The 21,289-nt window shown below is 43.5% G+C and carries 17 protein-coding genes, 1 tRNA gene and 1 pseudogene; 5 read left to right on the forward strand and 14 right to left on the reverse strand.

All coding sequences use genetic code 11. The features are described 5' to 3' along the window. Positions 1-4: 4 nt before the first annotated feature. The 7 genes and pseudogenes from VJY63_RS06915 to VJY63_RS06945 all read right to left on the reverse strand — a co-directional run bounded on the left by VJY63_RS06915 (position 5) and on the right by VJY63_RS06945 (position 8,606). Complete coding sequence (locus tag VJY63_RS06915; RefSeq protein ID WP_324049355.1) at positions 5-3,553, reverse strand: DEAD/DEAH box helicase; 3,549 nt, start codon at positions 3,551-3,553, stop codon at positions 5-7. Next, on the reverse strand, positions 3,543-4,856 hold the full coding sequence (locus VJY63_RS06920) for a protein kinase domain-containing protein (protein ID WP_324049357.1): 1,314 nt from the start codon (positions 4,854-4,856) through the stop codon (positions 3,543-3,545). The genes VJY63_RS06915 and VJY63_RS06920 overlap by 11 nt, the downstream gene beginning before the upstream one ends. Positions 4,857-5,064: 208 nt before the next feature. Continuing rightward, positions 5,065-5,799 carry a PP2C family serine/threonine-protein phosphatase gene (locus tag VJY63_RS06925; RefSeq protein WP_324049359.1) on the reverse strand — a complete coding sequence of 245 codons (735 nt, stop codon included), beginning with the start codon at positions 5,797-5,799 and terminating at the stop codon, positions 5,065-5,067. Further along, complete coding sequence (locus tag VJY63_RS06930; protein ID WP_324049361.1) at positions 5,786-6,316, reverse strand: hypothetical protein; 531 nt, start codon at positions 6,314-6,316, stop codon at positions 5,786-5,788. The genes VJY63_RS06925 and VJY63_RS06930 overlap by 14 nt, the downstream gene beginning before the upstream one ends. Further along, positions 6,303-7,004 (reverse strand): vWA domain-containing protein, encoded by a 702-nt coding sequence (locus tag VJY63_RS06935; RefSeq protein ID WP_324049363.1) that lies wholly within the window; start codon positions 7,002-7,004, stop codon positions 6,303-6,305. The genes VJY63_RS06930 and VJY63_RS06935 overlap by 14 nt, the downstream gene beginning before the upstream one ends. 130 nt (positions 7,005-7,134) lie before the next feature. Next, entirely contained in the window at positions 7,135-7,335 is a 201-nt protein-coding gene (locus VJY63_RS06940) for a hypothetical protein (RefSeq protein WP_324049365.1), read from the reverse strand. Between the two features lie 109 nt (positions 7,336-7,444). Further along, a pseudogene (locus VJY63_RS06945) lies at positions 7,445-8,606 on the reverse strand (IS3 family transposase). Between the two features lie 89 nt (positions 8,607-8,695). Here VJY63_RS06945 and VJY63_RS06950 point away from each other — a divergent pair. The 5 genes from VJY63_RS06950 to VJY63_RS06970 all read left to right on the forward strand — a co-directional run bounded on the left by VJY63_RS06950 (position 8,696) and on the right by VJY63_RS06970 (position 15,344). Then, on the forward strand, positions 8,696-9,544 hold the full coding sequence (locus VJY63_RS06950) for a DUF1998 domain-containing protein (RefSeq protein ID WP_324049367.1): 849 nt from the start codon (positions 8,696-8,698) through the stop codon (positions 9,542-9,544). A 24-nt stretch (positions 9,545-9,568) separates the two neighbouring features. Continuing rightward, entirely contained in the window at positions 9,569-10,747 is a 1,179-nt protein-coding gene (locus tag VJY63_RS06955; RefSeq protein WP_324049369.1) for a hypothetical protein, read from the forward strand. A 3-nt stretch (positions 10,748-10,750) separates the two neighbouring features. After that, a complete protein-coding gene (locus VJY63_RS06960; protein WP_324049371.1) occupies positions 10,751-12,946 on the forward strand; it encodes a UvrD-helicase domain-containing protein in 2,196 nt (731 codons plus the stop codon). Positions 12,947-13,763: 817 nt separating this feature from the next. Beyond that, positions 13,764-14,648, forward strand: a complete 885-nt coding sequence (locus VJY63_RS06965; RefSeq protein ID WP_324049373.1) for a hypothetical protein — start codon at positions 13,764-13,766, stop codon at positions 14,646-14,648. A 201-nt stretch (positions 14,649-14,849) separates the two neighbouring features. Continuing rightward, positions 14,850-15,344: a hypothetical protein gene (locus VJY63_RS06970; protein WP_324049375.1), complete on the forward strand. Its 495-nt coding sequence runs from the start codon at positions 14,850-14,852 to the stop codon at positions 15,342-15,344. A 482-nt stretch (positions 15,345-15,826) separates the two neighbouring features. Here the strand turns inward: VJY63_RS06970 and VJY63_RS06975 are convergent. From VJY63_RS06975 to infC, 7 genes are all read right to left on the reverse strand, one after another. Next, a tRNA-Pro gene (locus VJY63_RS06975) sits at positions 15,827-15,903 on the reverse strand. Positions 15,904-16,030: 127 nt separating this feature from the next. Next, the gene (locus VJY63_RS06980) at positions 16,031-16,336 is read right to left on the reverse strand and encodes an integration host factor subunit alpha (RefSeq protein WP_324049377.1); all 306 of its coding nucleotides are present in this window, start codon (positions 16,334-16,336) and stop codon (positions 16,031-16,033) included. A gap of 125 nt (positions 16,337-16,461) precedes the next feature. After that, positions 16,462-18,855: a phenylalanine--tRNA ligase subunit beta gene (gene pheT / locus VJY63_RS06985; RefSeq protein WP_324049379.1), complete on the reverse strand. Its 2,394-nt coding sequence runs from the start codon at positions 18,853-18,855 to the stop codon at positions 16,462-16,464. Positions 18,856-18,889: 34 nt separating this feature from the next. Continuing rightward, complete coding sequence (gene pheS, locus VJY63_RS06990) at positions 18,890-19,903, reverse strand: phenylalanine--tRNA ligase subunit alpha (protein WP_324049382.1); 1,014 nt, start codon at positions 19,901-19,903, stop codon at positions 18,890-18,892. A gap of 102 nt (positions 19,904-20,005) precedes the next feature. Continuing rightward, positions 20,006-20,362 (reverse strand): 50S ribosomal protein L20, encoded by a 357-nt coding sequence (gene rplT / locus VJY63_RS06995; protein ID WP_324049383.1) that lies wholly within the window; start codon positions 20,360-20,362, stop codon positions 20,006-20,008. 30 nt (positions 20,363-20,392) lie between these two features. Next, entirely contained in the window at positions 20,393-20,593 is a 201-nt protein-coding gene (gene rpmI / locus VJY63_RS07000; protein ID WP_324049385.1) for a 50S ribosomal protein L35, read from the reverse strand. 127 nt (positions 20,594-20,720) lie between these two features. Further along, a complete protein-coding gene (gene infC / locus VJY63_RS07005) occupies positions 20,721-21,245 on the reverse strand; it encodes a translation initiation factor IF-3 (protein WP_324049501.1) in 525 nt (174 codons plus the stop codon). Positions 21,246-21,289 lie beyond the last annotated feature (44 nt).

The following is a 21,289-nucleotide window of genomic DNA, read 5'->3' on the forward strand; positions in this document are numbered from 1 at the left end:
AGTCTCATGTCAGCAACACCCCCTGCGAATGGTTTTTACACAACTCATAAAATGCTTGCAGTTCAGGTACTGCCTGTTCGGCTATGGGGGATTGAACCAGCTGACTATCTCCAACTAACACCAGCACCTTTTTTTGGCGTGTCACCGATACACACAAGCGACTCTTAGACATTAAATGGCCAAATACTCTCTGCTGTTCCTTAGCTGAAAAGTTACGCTCTTGTAAAAAACTTGATATATCGGGTTGAGAGCGCACCATCGACAAAAATACTACATCGAACTCCATTCCTTGAAACGAATCAACGGTACCAATGCGTAGGCGCTCCTCTAAAGGTTTACCTTCACCGTCAAAAAGCATTTGATATTGCCTAGCAATTACGTAGCGCCCTGCTTCGTCTTGCTCAGTAATGTGATATTCAGCAAGCGCTTTCATAACTTCATCAACTTGCGCCTTATAAAAAGAAATCACACCAAAACTGAGATTCTTGCCTTGCTCGCTGTCTATCCACTGCTGCAACTGCTTCGCTATTTCCTTAGCTTCGGCCTTTCTAAATCGGCTTTTACTGGCATTACGTGCTTCATCACCCAACCGTGCAGGTACGTCTATCCATACAGCTGCTTTTTCCTCAATCCCTTCAAGCTGGTGAGTAAAATGTTCAGCTGATAAAGGCGATTTATAACCCTCTCCATAAGGCTCATAAAACTGATCGCTAGCAAACTGTCCCAATAATGGATGGCTGCGATATTGTGCATCGAGTGTAATGGTTCGGGGCTTTCCATCTTGTTGTTCTAACTGCTTGGCACGATTAAACAAATATTCAAACATACTTTTTTTAATATGCTGATTAAACTCTTCTTTAGCGCCTTGCCAATCAATATCTTCAAACTCACTTTCCATTTTCTCTAATAATGATTCGTCAATCATGTGCGGTAACTGCCTGTGGTCACCCACCAAAATAATCCGATCTTTTGCTTGCACCATAGGGATCATAAGGTCTCGGGGGCTAGCACGAGCCGCTTCATCAACAATCACTGTGCCATACTGCAAATAGCCTTTACCGTCACCGCTCTTTGATTTAAAGCGGCGAATGACTTCACCCTCTGATTGCCCCGTCGTAGCGCCATACACTAGGTTATATTCTGCCAACGCCTCTTGCACTAAATTAGGGTTGCCTTCTAGATCACTCAGGTATTCTATAAGTGCTCTATTCTTGGACTGCTGGCGGCTGTTGCCTTGCAGCAAGTCGAGTGAACGCTGTATTGCTAACTTAACATCTTCTCTTGCTAGTGCTCTCTTAAGCTGAGGGCGTGGCGTGAACTGCTTTAACAGTTGTTGTTTTGCTTCTTTTAATTGCGGCAAAAAGTTTAGATCATTCTCTGGCCGCCAAATCATCGCTTGTTGTAATGCCTTTGAATAGGCTTCTTCGATGGTGATATCTTGCTCATCAAGCCAAGCCTTCAAAGCTGCTGCTCTATTGGAGCCATCATCCAAAAATGCAGATTTTGTTAGGCGTAATGCGCGCAAAAGTCGCATACCATCACCATCCTGCTCACTCAAATACTGGTTACCAAGTTCACTACTTAGAGCTTTTAGTAACCCGATTAACTCATCACTTTCTGGAAGCCCTGTTAATAGCGCTTTCGCTTTGTTCACCAACCGCAAAGCAGCGCTATCGCTTGGTCTTGCAGCGTAGGCTATGGCGTCATTCTCAAGCTGTAAATAAGCGATACTCTCTTTTAACTCGGGTGCTTGCTGGTAAATTTGTTTTACTGTTTTCTGGCGCCATTCATCTAATTTGATATCAGTTGAGTTGCTTTGTTCTTGCTCACCAGAGCGCCTACCAAACTTTATCGCGGGCAGATCGTTAACCGACAAGCGGCTTAATAGGTTTTCTACCGCATCATGCTGATAACCAGAAACCAAAATATCACCCTGTATCGATTTGCTCTTATCCAGCTCCTGATTAAGGCGCTCAATAATAGCGGTGATTACGGTGGTTTTCCCAGTTCCTGGAGGTCCTTGAATGATGCAGATATCAGGAGTATTTAAGGCGATCTTAATTGCTTTTTTTTGAATATCAGTTGGCGGATTTTTAGGGAATATTTTTGTTTCAACAAAGTTTGATAGTGGCTTTATATCGGGGCGTTGTGCACGTCCACTTGGCAATACCCCTCCGTCCTCTATTAGCAACCCTAAGTGAGGCATCGCACTTATGCCTTCAATAATTGCATTGCGGGCAGCCATTCGTCGCTCAACTTGCACTTGATCACCCAAAATTGATTGTACTAAGGTCATTTCGCTTGAAGGTATATCCACTCCCTCAATTACAATTAGATTCTCCTTGATCCCAATAACCTTTAAAAATTGATCAGGCTCACTAGCTGCCTGTGCTAAATTTTCTTTACGGTCAGTGTCTTCACTCTCTGCGCTTGGCTGTTGCTCCCAACTTGAAAGGCCGCTATCAAAGCCTTTTTTAGCTTTATAGTCCTCCAGCATCTGCGTACTAAATGTCTGCCAATCCATTTCTGAATCGTCAAGGTGAGTAATGGGTGTTTCCGGGCTTACCATTAACAAAGTATCTTGTGTTGTTAATAATTTGCGCAAATCTCTATCAATATAAATAGACAATTGATTACCAGCTTCACCACTAATTTCACAGCCCTCAGGCGACACTTGAATACGGCCGATATCTCTAGCACGCTTCAGCAGTTGCTCACCTTCCGACTGGCCATATCGATCCCAAGTTGACAAATATCCCTTTTGATCAGCAATGATTTTACTCAACTGTTGAGTTGCCAATAACGCCATTTGTTGCTGTTGTTCATTAAAACTTAATTGCAGCTTCACTAGACGAAGTGTACGAGTGGGAGCTGTGTGAGAGCGAGTAACTAACTTACGCACTCCTAAATAGTCATACTCCACCGCAGAGTATTGCTGCACGGCAAGTTGTAGATCATCACCTAGTAAAACTAAGCCACTTTTAATCTTTTGCTGTAAGGCTTCATCAACACTAGTTATGCCACCTTCGCTTTGTTCAATCTGCTTCAGCTGATCCAGTGCCCCTTCCCCCAAAACAGCAATAGCATATTGCTCTTCTGACTCACCGGTAAGGTTTAACGTGCAGCGCTGTTCTAGAGCTATCTTAATAGTATCGAAATCTTCGCCAACACCTGCGGCACGCGCCTGTTCTATGGTTCTAGGATCCAATGCGATATCAATAGGGCCTAGCTCAATCTCAGGACCGTTGAACGAAGCCAGCGCCAATTCAAGCTGTATGCGCTCTTGTGGCCAATCCTTTTGCTGATGCACTCGGCTTATCTCAACTAGATTTGCATTGGCACGGTCGAACCCAAGCGCTATATCATTAAATAAAACAGGCTCGCGCAAGGTAATAGCAAACAGCTTGTCTTTAATAATTAGCTGTAATTTCCCCGTACGTGAACTCAAACGCAGCCGACCTAAATCGCCCTGGGTTAAGCTCAGCCCTTTACTCTCAAGTGGCTCTATCCAAAAGGTGTGGCTTATTTCAATATTCAGTTGTTTAAATCGCATTGTTTTTTTGAACCTTAATCTCAATAATCACTGAATAAGGTGCATGCAGATATAATTGCACACCTTCCTCAAGCTCTTGTCTTTCAAGCAACCACTGATTGGTTAAAGGACAAAAACGCCCACTAGCATCTGCGATATCTACTTGTACATCTTCTGCAGCTACATAGATAAACCAATCTTGCTCAATCTGGTTAATCTCAAGCATTGGAGTGTTATGTTTATTGATTTCAAAACTGCCAGATAATCGCATTGGTAGCCGTAAATTTTGGCCGTCAACAAAAGGTGCAACCCAAGTCCAAGCCAGTTCACTTACACCCTCTGCTGTATAAAAATAGCTAGTGGCTACCAAAAGCTGTTGTGGCTGCTGCGTACAATAAGGACAAGTGTGCTTAGGCAAAGAAGACTGGTAAAAAAAGCTCATACCACAAGTACAAGGAATAGAGGCATCTGCGGCACTGGCTAACAACCGTGGTAGTGAATGAAGACTGGGACGCTGCCAAGGTGCGGCGCGCCCTTCGTCAAACATTGTTTGAAAATAACTTAGCAGTGAAGGTGTTAAAATTAAGTCAGAGGGTAGTCCGTTAACTGGACTATTGCTGTCATCTTTAGCGTCGAATATAAACGGCAGTTCACCTTGCTCTGCTTGGACTTCTAGGCTTGGCCCCGCACTTACGGAGTCATCTGCCGCCCAGTCATCTTCATCAAGAAAGCGTTGCCCAGCAAAAGCACCTGTCATAGCTAATATTTTGAATGCTAAGAGTGCTAACGAATAAGCATCACTGGTAACCCGCGAACCACTCTCTCCCTTGACTACTTCTGGCGCACCGTATTGTGGAGTTATGACACCTGCTTTAGCATTTACTGCCTCAAAGCGGAGGTTATCTGCATCGATCATCCAGACTTCACTATACTCAGGACTCACCGAACAAAAGATATTTTCCGGTGAAATATCCATAAATATCACCCCGACGCTATGCAGCTTAAGTAGTTCGCTAGTAGCCTGCGCTAGTAGCTCTAACCTGCGTTTAGTGCCACCAGATTTAGCATACATTGCCAGCGAGTAAGCGGCCTCCAAAGACACGTCTTGGCTAAGCCAGGCTGGTGATTTAAACTCTTCTTGATCTTTTTTGGCTAAACTTTTAAATAGTTGTGGCAACCACTCACCTATCGGCTGCATGTCTTGCATCATCTGCATTATGTAACCCGCTTGTTCTGCAAGTAAGTAAAGTGGCTTAGTGATGTGCATCGCTTCAGTTAATGGCAGCAGGTATAAGCGTTCAAATTGCTCTTGAAAATGTTTCACCCCCTCCTTATCAGTTATTTCCTTACCGTTTTTAAGCGGTATCTTAACTAATAGCTCAGGATCTGAAGTTCGATATACGATTCCTTGCCCGCCTTTTCCTAACTCTTTAGTGAGCTTATGCAATTGGAATAACTGATCTTTAACCCATCTTGGCTGAGAGTTTCTTTGCTGTGTCATATACATCTTCCTAAAATTATTTCTACAGCTACTAGCGATACAAGGCAGCGATGGTTTTATCATCACTATGGCCAGCCACAGGCCATTGGCTAATCCAGCCTCGCACATCTTCCTTAACAGCATCATCTGACAACTGACGATATTGGCTCAATAGCTCAAGATAAAAACTAGCACGGTGTTCTAAAGCCAAATCATCGGCAATTCCATCGGTGACTAAGAAGCAGGCATCTAATTCAGCAGTCGGTTGCAAACAAAACTGCCACTGACTGGCTTGAAATTTATTACCTAAAGAGTGTGTTTGGTTGGCAAACAGGTCGTCGTCTTTATCAGTTAAAAACCTAACCTGTTGCTCACCTACAATTGTCTTGGAAGTAATAATGCAACAATCACCATCACCAAGCTGAGCAATAAAAGTCTGCTCACCTAGCACCATAGCGAACAGCGCCGTACAACGACACTGCTCAACATCTATATCCTGTAGCTCTTCTAGCCAAAGATCATGGAACAACTTAAGCCAATATAGTGGCTCAATTTCCGACTTACCCACACAATGCTGCGCTAACTTCACCACTGCACGGCTTACAGCTTGAGCTCCAAGTTGTGATAAAGGTTTGCTTCCTAGACCATCCGATACAGCAATGAGTAGTGGCTCACTCTCAAGCTCTAGGTGGTAAGCATCCTGATTTGGTAAACCTAGGCGTAGATGAAGCGGACCAATCTCACTATCGCCTAAGCCCCGCCATACCGATGTGTTACCACTCATCATCTGGCTCGTCTTCAACAAGAATCCCAGCTAATTCAACTCGACTTGCTGGACCGACAGCTGCAGTTTTTGGTCGCCAAATTGTATGCAGAACATGGTCTAGTTGTTCAGCACGATAGCTATACTGCGAAAGTGTATTTAGCTGTAACAAATCTGCGTCACCGCCCATGCCAACAATATATAAATTATCCAACTGAGTAAGTTGATATCGCTGCTCTGCATTTAACCTAAAGTAACCATCCGTCAGCACCAAAAGTGTTGCTTCAGGATTAGCTTCAGTCCAACTGCAAAGGGCAGCAACATCACTGCTACCCTCAGTAGTTAGCAGCTGAACATCAGCCTCAGCAGGCCAGTTAACTTCTGCAATATCTTTTTGCCAGCTGAAGTAGTGCGCGCTTTGACTGTGCTGTTTAGTAAATTGACGGATATAACGCAGCAAGTTAACCAACAGCATTGGCTTGCCATATTCCGCCATGCTTCCAGAGCAATCTATAATGCAGTGCAACTTAGATGAACTCATCTTCAGACTCATCTGGCTGCTGGTTTTGTTCTTGCTCGACTAACTGTTCAACTTCTTCTGGCTTAGGTACAACATTTGCATTCTGATTGTTCGTTCGGGTGGTTACAGACATAGTGACAAATTTAAAGAACTCTTGAATTTGCGAAGCATCTTGTGCCGTAAACACCTTATTTTCAGTACCCGAGACAAACTCATTAAGTACATCGTTGGAAGCATCACTACCAATCGCCATTGCCATGCGGTCACATTTTTGTGAGCGACCGTCGTTGACTAAGTCACGCAATGGTTGCTGCCAAGAGTCATTTGGCTCACCATCCGAGACTAAAACGATAGTAGGACGGTAGGCACGCGATGGAGTAACCTCTTTATCTTCAATCATCGCTTTTGCCATGGAGAAAGCGGTACCCATAGGCGTTGCACCACTCACTTGTAAATCTTGCCACTCAATATCTTTGGCAGAAGTGTAGGGAGTATGAAGTGAAACCTCTGCGCCAAAAGTGATGATTGAAACTAAAATTTCAATTTCATTCTTTTCAGCACCGGCAAAGTCAGAAACCATCTCTTTTACAGCTGCGTTTAGCTGATTGATTTTGTCTCCGTACATACTGGTGCTCACATCAAGCAGCAGCACCACAGGCAAAGGTTTAGCTTTAGCTACTGTGAAATTAGCGGGGTTAAATCCAGGCATAATATAATCCTCAGAATCATTAAAAATATAAAAGTAGCGAACGGTAGTTATTCGCTCTTCCTTGTGTGAACTTACGATAGCAGATTTAAAAATAAATATGACGTTAACAAGCTTGCCATCACTTGGCATCTCAATCTTTACTCATCATTTTTAAAATATAAATAAGTCTTAACCAAAAGCCTTTAGGTGGCGGTTTTTTAGCAGCTTGCTGTTGCTCGCTAAGCTGTTGCTTTAACTCTTGCTGCGTAATTTCGTCTTGCTCTTTTTGCTGCTCAAGCATGGCTATTTTTTGCTGTAACGTTTGAGTTTGTTCTTTTTTTTCCAGAACCATTAACTCATTATCCTCAGCTTTTCCTTTTAGGTTTTCTATTTTTTCAGCCAACTGCAGATTTTGAGCTAGTAATTGGTCGCGCTCTTTTAGCAAGCCTGCACTGTACTGGTCAAGCCCAAGTGGACACTTTTAATTGATAATTTTCATACTCAACTGGGGTCATATCACCATTAGACGTATGCAGTCTTTTTAGGTTGTAATACTTCATATAAGCAGCTACATCGGCTGCCATAGATTCGTAAGTTGGGTGTTGAGCTTTGAGTATCCAGTCGTGTTTTAAGCTTCCAAAAAAGCGTTCAACAACGGCATTATCCCAGCAAGCCCCAACATCACCCATCGACTGTTTTATACCTAGCTTAGTTAGCGAGCTTTTTAACTTTTTACTGGTGTACTGGGAGCCACGGTCACTATGGAAAAAAACACCTTTTGGATGCTTTCTAAGCCAATAGGCTTGCTTAACCGACTGCAACACAAGATCAGTTGTCATACGTTTGTTAATAGACCAGCCAACGATTCGGCGAGAATACAAATCCATAACAACGCTTAAATACATCCAACCTTGCCCAGTTCTTAAATAGGTAATATCGCCTGCCCATACTTGATTAGATTGAGCTGGATTAAAGTCCATATTAATCAGGTTAGGTGCCGCTAAATGGCGCTCGTCACGCTTGGTCGTTACTTTGTAAGCCACGCGCTGGCGTACCACCAGGCCTAGCTTACGCATGATAGTTCGCGTTTTATGACGACCGACAACAAACCCCTGTTGGCGCAGCACTTTCATGAGCCCACGGCTGCCAAGACTGTTACGACTTTCTGCAAAAAACTGTTTCGCCTTGCGATAAAGCCTCAGTGTATCTGCGCTAATAAGCTTGGAAGGACGTTGCTCTCAAGCGTAATAGCCTGAGCGACTCAGCCCCAATGCCTTGCAGCATAAACTCACTGGGTAGCCTTCTTGCACCTTGGAATGAACAAACTTAAAACTTATTTCATTTCCCTGGCGAAGAAGGCCGATGCTTTTTTAAGATGTCTTTTTCCATCTTTAAACGCTTGTTTTCAGCACGAAGCTTTATCAGTTCGGTACGTTCGTTGTCGTTCAGCAGGGTGCCTTTAACTTGCTCTTCTAGCTGCTTCTTCCAGTTATAAATTTGATTAGGATTTACTCCAACCGCTTCAGCAGCTTCATTAACGCTGTAACCCTGATCATTGACTAGGGACACCGCTTCTTCTTTGAATTCTTTAGAGTAGGTTTTATATTTACGCTTCTGATTCATCATTCACCTCAAGCTAGACTGGGTCTATTGTCTCTCATTGAAGTGTCCATTGGAATTAGACCAGAACAGTACCTTTTGGTTTTGAGTTTGTGCGCAGCGCCTCTTTCCGTGAGGTGAACTTTGGTGAGCAATTTGGCGAACACAATAACTTCTCGGTGGCAGGCCAAACCAGTGTGCGTAATGGCTTTCAAATTTGCCGACACTGCGGCATGGTTCGGCGTAAAAAGCCCAAGCTAGGTCAGTTTGAGCATGCCTTAGACTGTAAACTGTCGCGCCCAGACAGCGTGGAGACTGAAGCGGACTGGTTTGAAAGTCTGTATTTGTTCCGCGAGCTTAAATCTGAAGCGGTGCGTATCTTGCTGCCCTTGGCCGATGTGGCTGAATCAGAAATGTCGCGCCTCTCACTGATTGCGGCGATTAATCTAGGGTTAAAAGAATACTTCCACGGGGCGGTACAGCACTTGGAAGTGACGGAAATGCTGGAGCCCAGCAGCAGTGGTAATAAACAGTATTTGGTGATTTATGACCGTTTACCTGGTGGTACGGGTTATCTCAAACAGCTGATGGTTAATCCTGCTGCTTTGTTCAGTATGTTGGAGAAAGCGCGGCACAGGCTTAGTACCTGCCAGTGCGTCAGCGATGACAGTAAAGATGGCTGTTATAGCTGTATTTTGGCCTACAGAAACAGTCGTCATCGTCAAAATATTTCCCGTCAAGCCGCTGTTAAAGTACTGACTAAAATTTTGCATAATCAAGATAAGTTGGTGCCGGTGGAAGGATTAAGCGAGGTGTCCACCAACCATATTTTAGAAAGTGTCTTAGAAGAGCGTTTTGTACAGGCGCTGGGTAAGCAGTTTAAGGTGACTAAGCAGCGCATTAACAATAAAGCTGGGTATTGGGTCGATACTGGCGACATGATGTGGGAGTTGGAGCCGTAGGTTGAGTTTGGTGCAACTGATGGTGTGCTGGAAACACGTGCAGACTTTGTTTTGCGTCCACTTAAACAGGCTGAGCGCAGTAAAGATAACGAGCTAATTATTTATACAGATGGCTATGAGCACCATGGCTATAATTTGACGGATGACATGCGTAAACGCTTAAGTTTACAGCGCTCTGGCCGCAAAGTTTGGGTGCTGACTTGGATTGATTTGGACTCAAAAAATTTAGAACAGTCAGTCAGCGCACCTGAGCTATTATTGAGTTGTGTGCAGCCCAATAGCCGTGGCCAAGGTTTGTGGGAAGGTGTAGCGCAGCAGCACAATTGGCGTAGCGTTGCTGAGGTGCGCGGTTTACTGGAGCAAGGCAGTTTTGCTTGGCTCTGTGCATGGCTAACCAAACCGACAGATACCCGCCAAGAGCTGATTGAGTCAGCGTTGTGTATTGCTGTCTTGCAGTTGGCACGAAATTCAGAGCTAGAGCAGTTTGTAGCCCAATCACTGAGTAGTGGAGGCGCATGGCGTGAATCAGTATTAGCCGACCTAAGCAGCCAAGCCACGAGCTGGGGTGCTCAAACGGATAATGAAAACCCTGAGCAGAGTGCTTGGCAGTTGCTAAGCTATCTTGCACATGAAGATCGAAGCAGCTTAACCACCCTTGAACCGCGTATTCATGTCTTGCTGTCACTCAATGACACTATCGCACCCAAGTCTGCCGCAAATAGTTTTGCTGCAGGGCAGGACTCCAGCAAGCAAGCCAACGACTATAAAGATAAATGGCGGGCAATTTGGCAGGCTTTTAATGTGTTGCAATATACTCCTAGCTTTAGCGTTGCTACCCAGACAGGCTTACAGTCTGGATTATTTAGTGAGTTATTGGCGCATACGGCAGATTTGACTACAGATATTGCTACTAATCGCGCTATGGATCATGCATGGCAAGAAGTGCGAGAGCTTAGTTGTTTAACTGTTGAGCAGTTGCAAGCCCTGCAAGGCATCACGCGATCTGCACCAGAAGTGGGTATTGATTTACAAGATGCTGACGGTGTCACCATCGGTACAGCAGAGTTGGCTTGGCAGCATTTAACCGTGGCGGTATTTTTAGAAAGTGCTGAGCAGTTACCTGAGTTGGATGGTTGGCAATGTATTTCATTAGAATCTGACAATTGGCTTGAGCAGTTACAGCTCGCACTTGGAGAGGAATAAGTTATGTCTAAATTACAGCCTAAAGTGGCTTTGGGTGATGGTTTTTTAGAAGCCTTTGCCGCCATTCCACGTGCGCAGCAAAAAGCGGTTATGAGCTTTGTGAGTAAGTTTCGTGCCAATCCCCGCGCGCCAGGTATTAACTATGAAGTGATTCGTAATGCCCGAGACCCCAACTTCCGCTCGGTACGTATTGACCTAAATTATCGCGGTATCGTGCTGAGCCCAGATCAGGGCAATGTCTATGTGTTGCTGTGGGTTGATAAACATGACGATGCCTATGCTTGGGCGGTGCGCCACCGTTGTCAGATTCATCCAACTACCGGCTCTTTACAGCTGTTTGAAGTTGATCATGAAATTGAAGAACCAGAGATTTCTGACGGTTCGGCCACAGTAACCGAACCTGCTGAAACAAAAATAGTACCTAACAGTGAAACGCTGCAAGTAGAGCCTAGTGCTGAACCGCTATTTAATTTAGATGTCACGACCTTATTGAGTCTGGGTATTCCGCAAGAGCGTCTGGCTTTGGTTAGATCCATTGCAAGTGAACAGGCTTTAGAAAAAGTTGAAGCACGCTTGCCGATTGAGGCCTTTGAAGCTTTGTATTTACTGGCAGCGGGTACGTCATTAGCAGATGTTTTACAAGAATATGCAGCCCCTACAAAAGCAGGGCCAGTTGATATAGAAGACTTTGAAGCTGCTTTGGAACACCCAGCCACTCAGCGCCGCTTCCATGTGCCGGAAGATGAACAAGAGCTGGGTCGTATGCTCAATGCGCCATTAGAACGCTGGCGGGTGTTTTTACATCCTTCGCAGCGCAAATTGGTTGAGCGTAAATGGAGTGGTCCAGTGCGTGTGTTAGGTGGCGCCGGCACAGGCAAGACCGTGGTCGCGATGCACCGAGCGCGCTGGTTAGTATCGCAGTCAAATTGGCTCAAAGGGGCGCGATTATTATTCACCACCTTTACCAGTAACTTAGCTCTAGACATTGCCGATAACTTACGCAAAATTTGTACGCCAGAGCAAATGCGACGCATTGAAGTGATTAACCTTGATGCCTGGGTCAGTCAGTTCGTTAAACGCAATGGCTACCAATCAAGTATTATTTATCCCGGTGGCCGAGATAAAAACTATGAGCGCTGTTGGTCGCAAGCTATGGCGTTAGCTTCGGGTGAGTTAGGCTTGCCCGATAGTTTTTATCAGGAAGAATGGCAGCGGGTGATTTTGTCGCAACAAGTGCGTAGCCGCAAAGAGTACTTTTCTGCCAGTCGTATCGGTCGGGGAGTGGCGCTTAATCGTCGGCAACGAGCAGATATTTGGCCGGTATTTGAAGAAATGCGCGAACAGCTGGCTCGCGGTGGATTTGTTACCGCTGAAGATGCGGTGCATTACGCACTAGAGCTGCTGAATCAAGGCGATGATAAACGCAGTTACCATGCTGTAGTGGTTGACGAGGGCCAAGATTTTTCTGCTGAAGCACTCAGCTTGTTGCGGGCGCTGGTACCTGAGCACGACAATGATTTATTTATTGTGGGTGATGCTCACCAGCGGATTTATCAGCGCAAAACTAGCCTTAAGCAATGTGGCATCAATATCATTGGGCGTGGTCGTAAGCTGAAAATCAACTATCGTACTACTGAGTTGATTCGCCGTTACGCTACTGCGTTGCTGGAAGGTGTGGAAGTGGATGACTTAGATGGTGGTTTAGATGGCACGCAAGATTATCGCTCGCTGGTCTTAGGCCAAGCGCCTGTTGTGCAAAATCATGTTGATATGGCCAGTGAAGGGCAGTGGCTAGTACAGCAAATTGAGCAACTGCAAAGCGTAGGTGTACCTTTATCAGAAATTTGCATTGTGGCGCGTACTAACCGACTCTGCAGTGATTATGAGGCAGTGCTACAAAGTCATGGTTTGCTCACTCATACGCTATCCAGACAAAAGACTGATGACCGCTCCCAAGAGGGCGTGCGTTTTGCCACCATGCACCGGGTTAAAGGTTTAGAGTTTCGCTGTGTAATGATGGTGGGTATTAATGATGGTGTCGTGCCATTGGGTGTGGCGATGAAGTCTTCGCAAGACGTGGTGGAGCAGCGTTTAACCGACTTAAATGAACGTGCTTTATTTCATGTAGCAGCAACGCGTGCGGTGCGTTACCTATATATATCAAGCCACGGAATACCGAGTGAGTATCTGAAGGTTTAGTGGTATTGTAAATAATGAATCTAGCTTGAAAGAAACTTTAAAAGTAGCTGAGCAGGAGTAGGCATAATACCAACGTACTTTTGGTATTATGCATTTCAATGGGTAGGGCTTAACCCAGAATTATATCAAGGCAGTTTAATTATTTAATAAAGCTGCCGAGCAAAGAGATACCAGCATACAGTTTAAAATTAGTTTAATTCTTTTAAAAAAGAGGGTGTTAGGCAAGATTTTAACCAAGCAGAAACTGGTATCGTAAAGCCTCAAGAAAAATATTTTTTAGATATAATTTTGAATGCTACACCACTCTAGTTCATTGTAAAGGAGTGAGTTATCACAGTAAAAATTCAATGAATAAATCTAACTAAAAGGCTCGATCAACTTGGTTAGATTAACTATGCCGTGACTGAGTAATTTGGAGCCTCCAACTCACCAAATTATGGGTTTTCCAACTTTATTTGGGCACTTCACCATAACTACCCTAAAAATGGTGCTCGCCTAATACAGAATAGGGGAGTACTAATTAATAAACACCAACTCCCCATATATTTCCTATTATTATAAAAACAAATATCCAATTAAATCAGCGGCTTGGGTTTTAAGTTTCAGGCTGTAAAACATCAATCCCTAAAAATCACCTTAAACTAGGTGTTTTACCCATTAAAAATGGTGCTCGCCTAATACAGAATAGGGGAGTACCAATCAATAAACTCCATATTCTGGAATATCTAACAAACCGCACTCAATAGTGAAATCGGACGTACCACTAATACCTCTAAACTAGTTGAAAGTTTCAATACTAGAAAAAAGGGGAATTGTTTTGTCACGTCCAACTCAGTTTTTACGTTTGTATGGCTACCCACGCGGTCAGCGTTCTGCTGCCCATACGGTTGGGTCTATTCTGGCCGAAGGCCTACGCGAAGATTCGCACATTCGACATCTTAACCAGCCTGCTGATATCGAGATTTATACTAATTGTGCATCACCCATTGAGGAACCAGATGAGCTAGGCGAGTGGATCAATCAAAATATGGGGCAATGCCGCTACGGTGGCAGTGAGCGTTATCCAAATGGTCGCCCACTACGCAAAAATGCTGTTGCAATCGGAACCCTGATCGCATCACTGCCGCAAAAAACTTCAGAGACCCCTAGAGCCGTTATTGATGATTTTAGGGATAGATGCATAGATTGGTTCAATAAATGGCTGGAAGAGCGTGAAATGCTGCTTCACACCTGCATTCTACATTTAGACGAGGAGTACCCCCATATTCATGGATGGTTTACTCCTAACCTTGAACTCATTGAAAGAGGTGAATGGCCTTTAGGTCACGTCACATTCCCCAAGCGTGACGTTTTACAAAAATTGCAGGTGGATTTTTTTGAAAAAGTGGGGCGGCACTTTTATGGTCAAAGGGCAAAGCCTGCATCCCAAAGACGTTCACGTCTCGATAGAAGAACCGCTGTTCGACTAAGAGATATGCCTGAAACGATCACCAGCCATCCCATCTATGATATAGGTTTTTTTAACTGTGCTTTTGCGATGGCAAAGCTAGCTGAAAGCAAAGGTATCAACGAGCAAACCCTTGCTATTGATATGGTTAAAGAGCTTATAGGTATGGAGGCTGGATTAACAAACCGCGAAGCTTTTGAAGAACTAATTACTGAGCACAAGCAGATGAACAAACTTTACGATTTCCCCCGTTAAAAAAGGTTCTGAAGCAGGTGTTGAAACACAAAAGGCTCGGTAATTCGCAAGCAAATTGACTATGGCTATGGTTGTAGTTGAAGGGTATGGCGTGATGCTAAGAGGTGTTTCATACGACTTTTATGGAAAAATTGTAAGTAATTTGGAATTGGTTATAAATAGAGTGCGTAGTATTAAAACTAATCATTAAGGATTTTTTTTATGACTAAATTAAAGCAAGAGAATAAAATAAAATCACTAGAAGAGTTTGTTTTAGAAACTCAGCAGCAATTAGCAGAGATTTCTCTGGGCTTTCAAGCCAATGAATCAGCCTCTTTAATAACATCTATTGTTGAAAAAGTGGCTTTATATGCATTTAAAATTGGCTATGCAGGTTGTGCTGACCATATTCGGGAAAACTCATCAAAAAATCGAGTAAAAATGCATGTTCTAGATAAGCTGCCCAATGTAAATGATACGTTGAACCGTTTAAATGAATTTCTAGATTTTAATGTAAAAAACATTTTTAAAGACGTAATTAATAAGGAGATTTTGAATGAGCAGTCATCAGTAAAATATTTTTTGTTAAAGGCTAGTGAATCTTCATTAAATCAAACACTTACTGAGTTAACGAATATTAACAATAAGTGTTTACCGAATCCAACTCCAGAAATTAATATTGATTTTAGCAAATCTAATTGGAACAAGGTTAAATAACTGTGTGTATCTCCGAGTTTAGGGTAATTCTAACACCCTAAATTCGGTAACTATAAAACTGTAGTGGCTTAGGCGCTAACTCTGAGTGCAACACCTAACTTTAATACGTTGTTCGGGTCAAGCCCAAGCGGACAACTAGTGTGACGGAGGGGGAAGTATCTAATTTGGCTTTCAGAGCGCCTATCTTAGAAAAGCAATGCATAGTATAGATCCTTTAAGTTACCGAAGATGAAATGGTAAATAAACATTGCGATTGTTGGGAAAAACACTAATGAGGAGTGTTCAACCAGCTATTGAATATTGCAGCATAGAGGTAGTCAGTTAGCAGCAGGACACATTTAATTCTAACCAGTCTTTGTATAGTCCAGATGCTAGCAGTAATTCGTGTCTAGTCTGGTGTCTAGTCTAGGAATTATTAAACGCAATCCATAAAAAAAGACCTACACCAAGTGGCTATAGGTCTTTGATTTTACTGCTAATTTTGGTCGGAGTGATAGGATTCGAACCTACGACCCCTTGCACCCCATGCAAGTGCGCTACCAAGCTGCGCCACACTCCGTCATTTATTTGTTGCTGTATTTTTTACTGCTTTCGTTTTATCAGCCTAAGGGGTTGCTGATTCAACGGGGGATATTATAGGTCAATTTTTTATATTTGCAAATTTTTAAATGCATTATCAATAAAATTTAGGTTTTTTCGTTACCTTTATACTCTTCAACCTTAGCTTTAAGCTTTTGGCCTGCTCTAAAAGTAACAACTCGCCGTGCAGAAATAGGGATTTCTTCGCCTGTTTTAGGATTACGGCCAGGCCTTTCACTTTTCTCTCGTAAGTCAAAATTACCAAATCCTGAAAGCTTTACTTGTTCGTTATCGGCTAAACAGTCTTTGATTTCACTAAAAAAAAGATCAACCATTTCTTTCGCATCGCGCTTAGCTAATCCTAGCTCATCAATTAGTTTTTCAGTCATCTCTGCTTTAGTTAATGCACTCATTTTTTACTCCTTGCCAGTGTTGCACAAAACAGTGTTGCACAAGAATCATTCAGCAACTCAGCAAGGCAAATAACGCTTATCCGTGAATTATTTTACCTTGCTGCGGGGTTCAATTATTAAGCAAATTAGCTACGAAGTTCTGCTGCATAACCCTGTGAAAATGCTGTAACAACTTGATTAATTTGCGTATTTATTTCTTCATCCGTTAGAGTGCGTGAAGGATGTTGCCAGGTCAAGCCCAAAGCTAGGCTCTTTTTACCTTCTTCAACGCCTTTACCTTGATACACATCAAAAAGTGTTACTTTTTGCAGCCACTCACCACCTTGAATACGCGCCTCTTGTAGTAGTTGGCCAATGGGAAGCTCTACATCAATGACTAGGGCAAGGTCGCGGCGCATTTCTGGAAAGCGAGAAACGGCTTTAAAGTTAGGTACTTGGCCTTGAGTAATGCTAGCTAGCGTTACTTCAAATACGAACACCTTGCCACGTAAATCTAGTGATTTCATTAGCTGCGGGTGAAGTGCACCTATCCAGCCAGCTGCAACTAGGCTGCCATCATCTTGCAGGTAAAAAATTTCTGCACTCTGTCCTGGGTGTAGAGCAGGGTTGCTTGCAACCCGAAATTGCCAGCGTTCAGATTGATTGCCTAGGTCTATTAGTGCTTCTAAATCGCCTTTAATATCGTAGAAATCGACTTCTTCTGTTTTGCTTGCCCAGCCTTCTTGGAAGCGACTGCCGCTAATAAGTCCGGCTAGCATGGGTTCTTGCTCTAAGCTTTGATCGGCTTGTTTAATAAAGCGCAAGCCCGTTTCAAATAAACGCACACGCGGCTGTTGGCGTTTTTGATTATGGCTAAGTGCCTTGGCTAAACCCGGTAATAAACTGGTACGCATCACCGATAATTCAGTTGAAATAGGATTTGCTAGCGCTAAAGGTTCGTTATTCGGATCAAAAATCAGTGACCATTTAGGGTCAATAAAGCTATAGGTAATCGCTTCTTGATAACCACGCGAAATTAGTAATTCACGGATCTTACGTGGGTTAATTTTACCTTCTGGATGACTTTGAATAATTAAATTAGCCATCGGTGCTTTAACAGGCAAGTTACCATACCCATAAATACGGGCAACTTCTTCAATTAAGTCTTCTTCAATGCTGATATCAAAACGGTAGCTAGGTACTTGAGCAACCCAAGCTGCGCCTGTATCGGTCACTTCTAGGCCAAGGCGGGTTAAAATATCGTTTACTTCAGCGTCATCTAAACGAATGGCAAGCAGTTGTTCTAGGCGAGCTTTACGCAGGGTAACTGGCTGACGAACGGGTAGATTTTCTTCTGAAACAGCTTCAGTTATTGGGCCAGGTTTACCGCCTGTAATTTCTAGCAGCAGTTCAGTAGCGCGTTCCATCGCCCGTTCTTGCAGTTTAAAATCTACGCCGCGTTCAAAACGGTGCGAAGCATCAGTGTGTAGACCATAACCACGCGCTTTACCCGCCAAAGATAACGGATCAAAGTAAGCCACTTCCAGCATTAAATCTTGGGTTATTTCATTACAACCGCTAGCTTCACCGCCCATAATACCAGCAAGGGCTAAAATCTTTTGCTCATCAGCAATCACTAAGTTATCTGATTTAAGCGTTAGCGCTGTGCCATTTAATAGGGTTAAGGCTTCGCTCTCTTTTGCAAAACGAACCGTAATACCGCCGCTGATATTGGCTAGGTCGAAAGCGTGCAGCGGTTGACCAAGTTCTAACATCACATAGTTGGTGATATCAACCACTGGATCTAGGCTGCGAATACCGCCACGTCGGAGCTTTTCTTGCATCCACAAAGGCGTAGTTGCTTGAATATTCACATCACGAATAATACGACCTAGGTAACGTGGGCAAGCAATAGGTGCTTCTAAAGTAATTTTTGGCTGATCGTCGATAGTCGCAGCAATGTGGTTAAACACAGGCTGGGTCACACTCATTTTATTGAGTACGCCTAATTCACGCGCTAGACCAACAATAGAAAGGCAGTCGCTACGATTAGGGGTTAAATCAACATCAAAGATTTGGTCGTCTAATTGTAGGTAGTCACGAATATCTTTGCCAACGGGTGCATTAGCTGGTAATTCCATAATGCCATCGTGGCTTTCAGACAACCCTAGTTCTTGTTCAGAGCTGAGCATTCCAAACGATTCTACATCACGCAGTTTGGCTTTTTTAATTTTAAAATTACCGGGCAAAACTGCACCAATACGTGCAAAGGCAGTTTTTAAACCGGCTCTGGCATTAGGCGCACCACACACCACAGTCACGGTTTCTGTGCCATCGGTTACGCTACACACTTGCAGCTTGTCAGCATTAGGGTGAGGTTCAGCGCTTAGTATTTCACCAATAACCACACCAGTAAAATCGCCAGCAGCGGCTTCACGGCCATCAATTTCTAAGCCAGCAAGGGAAAGTTGTTCATCTAGGCTGTCTGAATCTAAAGCGGGATTTACCCACTCACGCAGCCAATTTTCACTGAATTTCATGGTTTTGGAATCCTGTATTAAAAAGGTCGCTTAATTAGCTAAGTTGACTTAGGAATTTAATATCGTTATCGAAAAACTGACGAAGATCGTCGACGCCATAACGCAGCATAGCAAAGCGTTCAACGCCCATTCCAAAAGCAAAGCCGGTGTATTTTTCAGGATCGATGCCAGACATTTCTAATACACGAGGATGAACCATGCCACAGCCTAGTACTTCTAACCAACGACCATCGCCACGGTCTACGTCAACTTCAATGGAAGGTTCTGTAAAAGGAAAGTAAGACGGACGGAAGCGTACTTTTAAATCTTGCTCAAAAAAAGCGCGTAGAAATTGTTGTAAAATGCCTTTTAAGTCAGCAAAACTAATATTTTCATCAATTAACAAGCCTTCAACCTGATGAAACATTGGCGAGTGGGTCATGTCTGAATCACAGCGGTAAACACGACCAGGACAAATAATACGAATCGGCGGTTGCTTGTTTTCCATTTCACGTACTTGCACAGGTGAAGTGTGCGTTCGCAATAAAGTATCCGCATTAAAATAAAAAGTGTCATGCATGGCGCGTGCTGGGTGATGCGCCGGAATGTTTAATGCTTCAAAATTATGATAGTTATCTTCAACTTCAGGACCTTCAGCCACGGTAAAGCCAATGGAAGAGAAAAAGTCTTCAATCCGATTAATAGTACGCGTGACTGGGTGTAGGCCACCGATTGCTTGTCCACGACCGGGCAAAGTAATGTCGATGGATTCAGCAGCAAGGCGAGCATTTAAAGCAGCGCTATCAAGTGCTTCTTTACGCGCATTAAGTGCTGTTTGAATTTGTTGTTTAGCTTGATTAATCTCATCGCCAGCTTTAGGACGCTCTTCTGCTGGTAGTTTACCTAAGGTTTTAAGCAGACTGGTTAAGTCACTTTTTTTACCTAGGTAGTTTACCCGGAGTTGATCGAGGGTTTGACTGTCTGAGGTCTGGGTAACTTTCACCAGCGCCTGATTCACCCATTCCTGTAAAGGTTGCCCTTCTACAGTTAGGGAGGAGAGGTTGTCCATCTTTACAACTCCAGATTAAAAATAAGGTTAAATAAAATCAATAAAAAAGGGGAAGAGCGCCGCCCTTCCCCTAATCACTGTTTGCTAGATTAAGCTAAAAAACTAGGCCAGAGCGGCTTTAGATTTTTCAACAATCGCAGCAAAAGTAGTCATATCGTGAAATGCAATGTCAGCTAACACTTTACGGTCAATGACGATATCTGCTTTCTTCAAACCAGAAATGAAACGGCTGTAAGACATACCGTTCATACGGGTTGCTGCGTTAATACGCGCAATCCAAAGCGCACGGAACTGACGCTTACGCACCTTACGGTCACGATAAGCATACTGACCTGCTTTGATAACTGCTTGTTTAGCTACGCGGAATACACGGCTACGAGCACCATAGTAACCTTTAGCTAATTTTAAAATCTTTTTGTGACGACGACGCGCCTGAACACCACGCTTTACGCGAGCCATACTTTACTCCTGAATATAAATTAGAAAACCTTAAAGACCTGGCAGCATACGCTTGATAAGCGGCTGATCAGAAGCTGCAATCTGCTTCATGCTACGCAGTTGACGCTTACGCTTAGGGCTTTTCTTAGTCAGAATATGGCTACGGTGTGACTGCTTGTGCTTAAAGCCGTTAGCAGTCGCTTTGAAACGCTTACGCGCTCCACTTTTTGTCTTAATTTTTACTTTAGACATTGCATTTTACTCCACAAGTGCATTTTTATGCGTTGCAAGGGATTGGGCATGATCCGAGCCCTGTTGCCAACCTAGCTGCACTTTAAATTTTAGCTTTTAAAACTTGAGTTTAAAGTGCAGTAGGAGATCATTTCTTCTTAGGTGCTAGCATCATTACCATTTGTCTGCCTTCTAAACGAGGGCGAGATTCAACAACAATGGTATCACCTAAGTCTTCTTCGATTCGTTGAAAAAGGCGTAAACCAATATCTTGGTGTGCCATTTCACGACCACGGAAACGAAGTGTTATTTTCACCTTGTCACCATCTTCAAGGAAACGAACCATATTACGAAATTTAATTTGGTAGTCGCCTTCGTCAGTGCCAGGGCGGAATTTGAGTTCTTTAATTTGGATCTGTTTCTGTTTCTTTTTTTGAACATTCTTAGCTTTTTTAGCTTCAAACTGAAACTTGCCATAGTCCATTATTTTGCAAACAATGGGGTCGGCATCAGAAATCTTCACCAAATCTAACTCAGCTGCAACTGCACGTTCTAGTGCATCTTCCAGCGTTACCACGCCAACTTGTTCGCCGTCTTGATCGATTAGGCGTACTTCTGTGGCTTGAATGTTTTCATTTATTGGCGGTAGATTCTTTTTCGGATCCCGCCTAATTGGATTAGCGCGCTTGATTGCTATATCTCCATCATTTTTTTAGG

Origin of the sequence: Marinospirillum sp. (assembly GCF_035271045.1) — a bacterium.
Lineage (GTDB): Bacteria > Pseudomonadota > Gammaproteobacteria > Pseudomonadales > Halomonadaceae > Marinospirillum.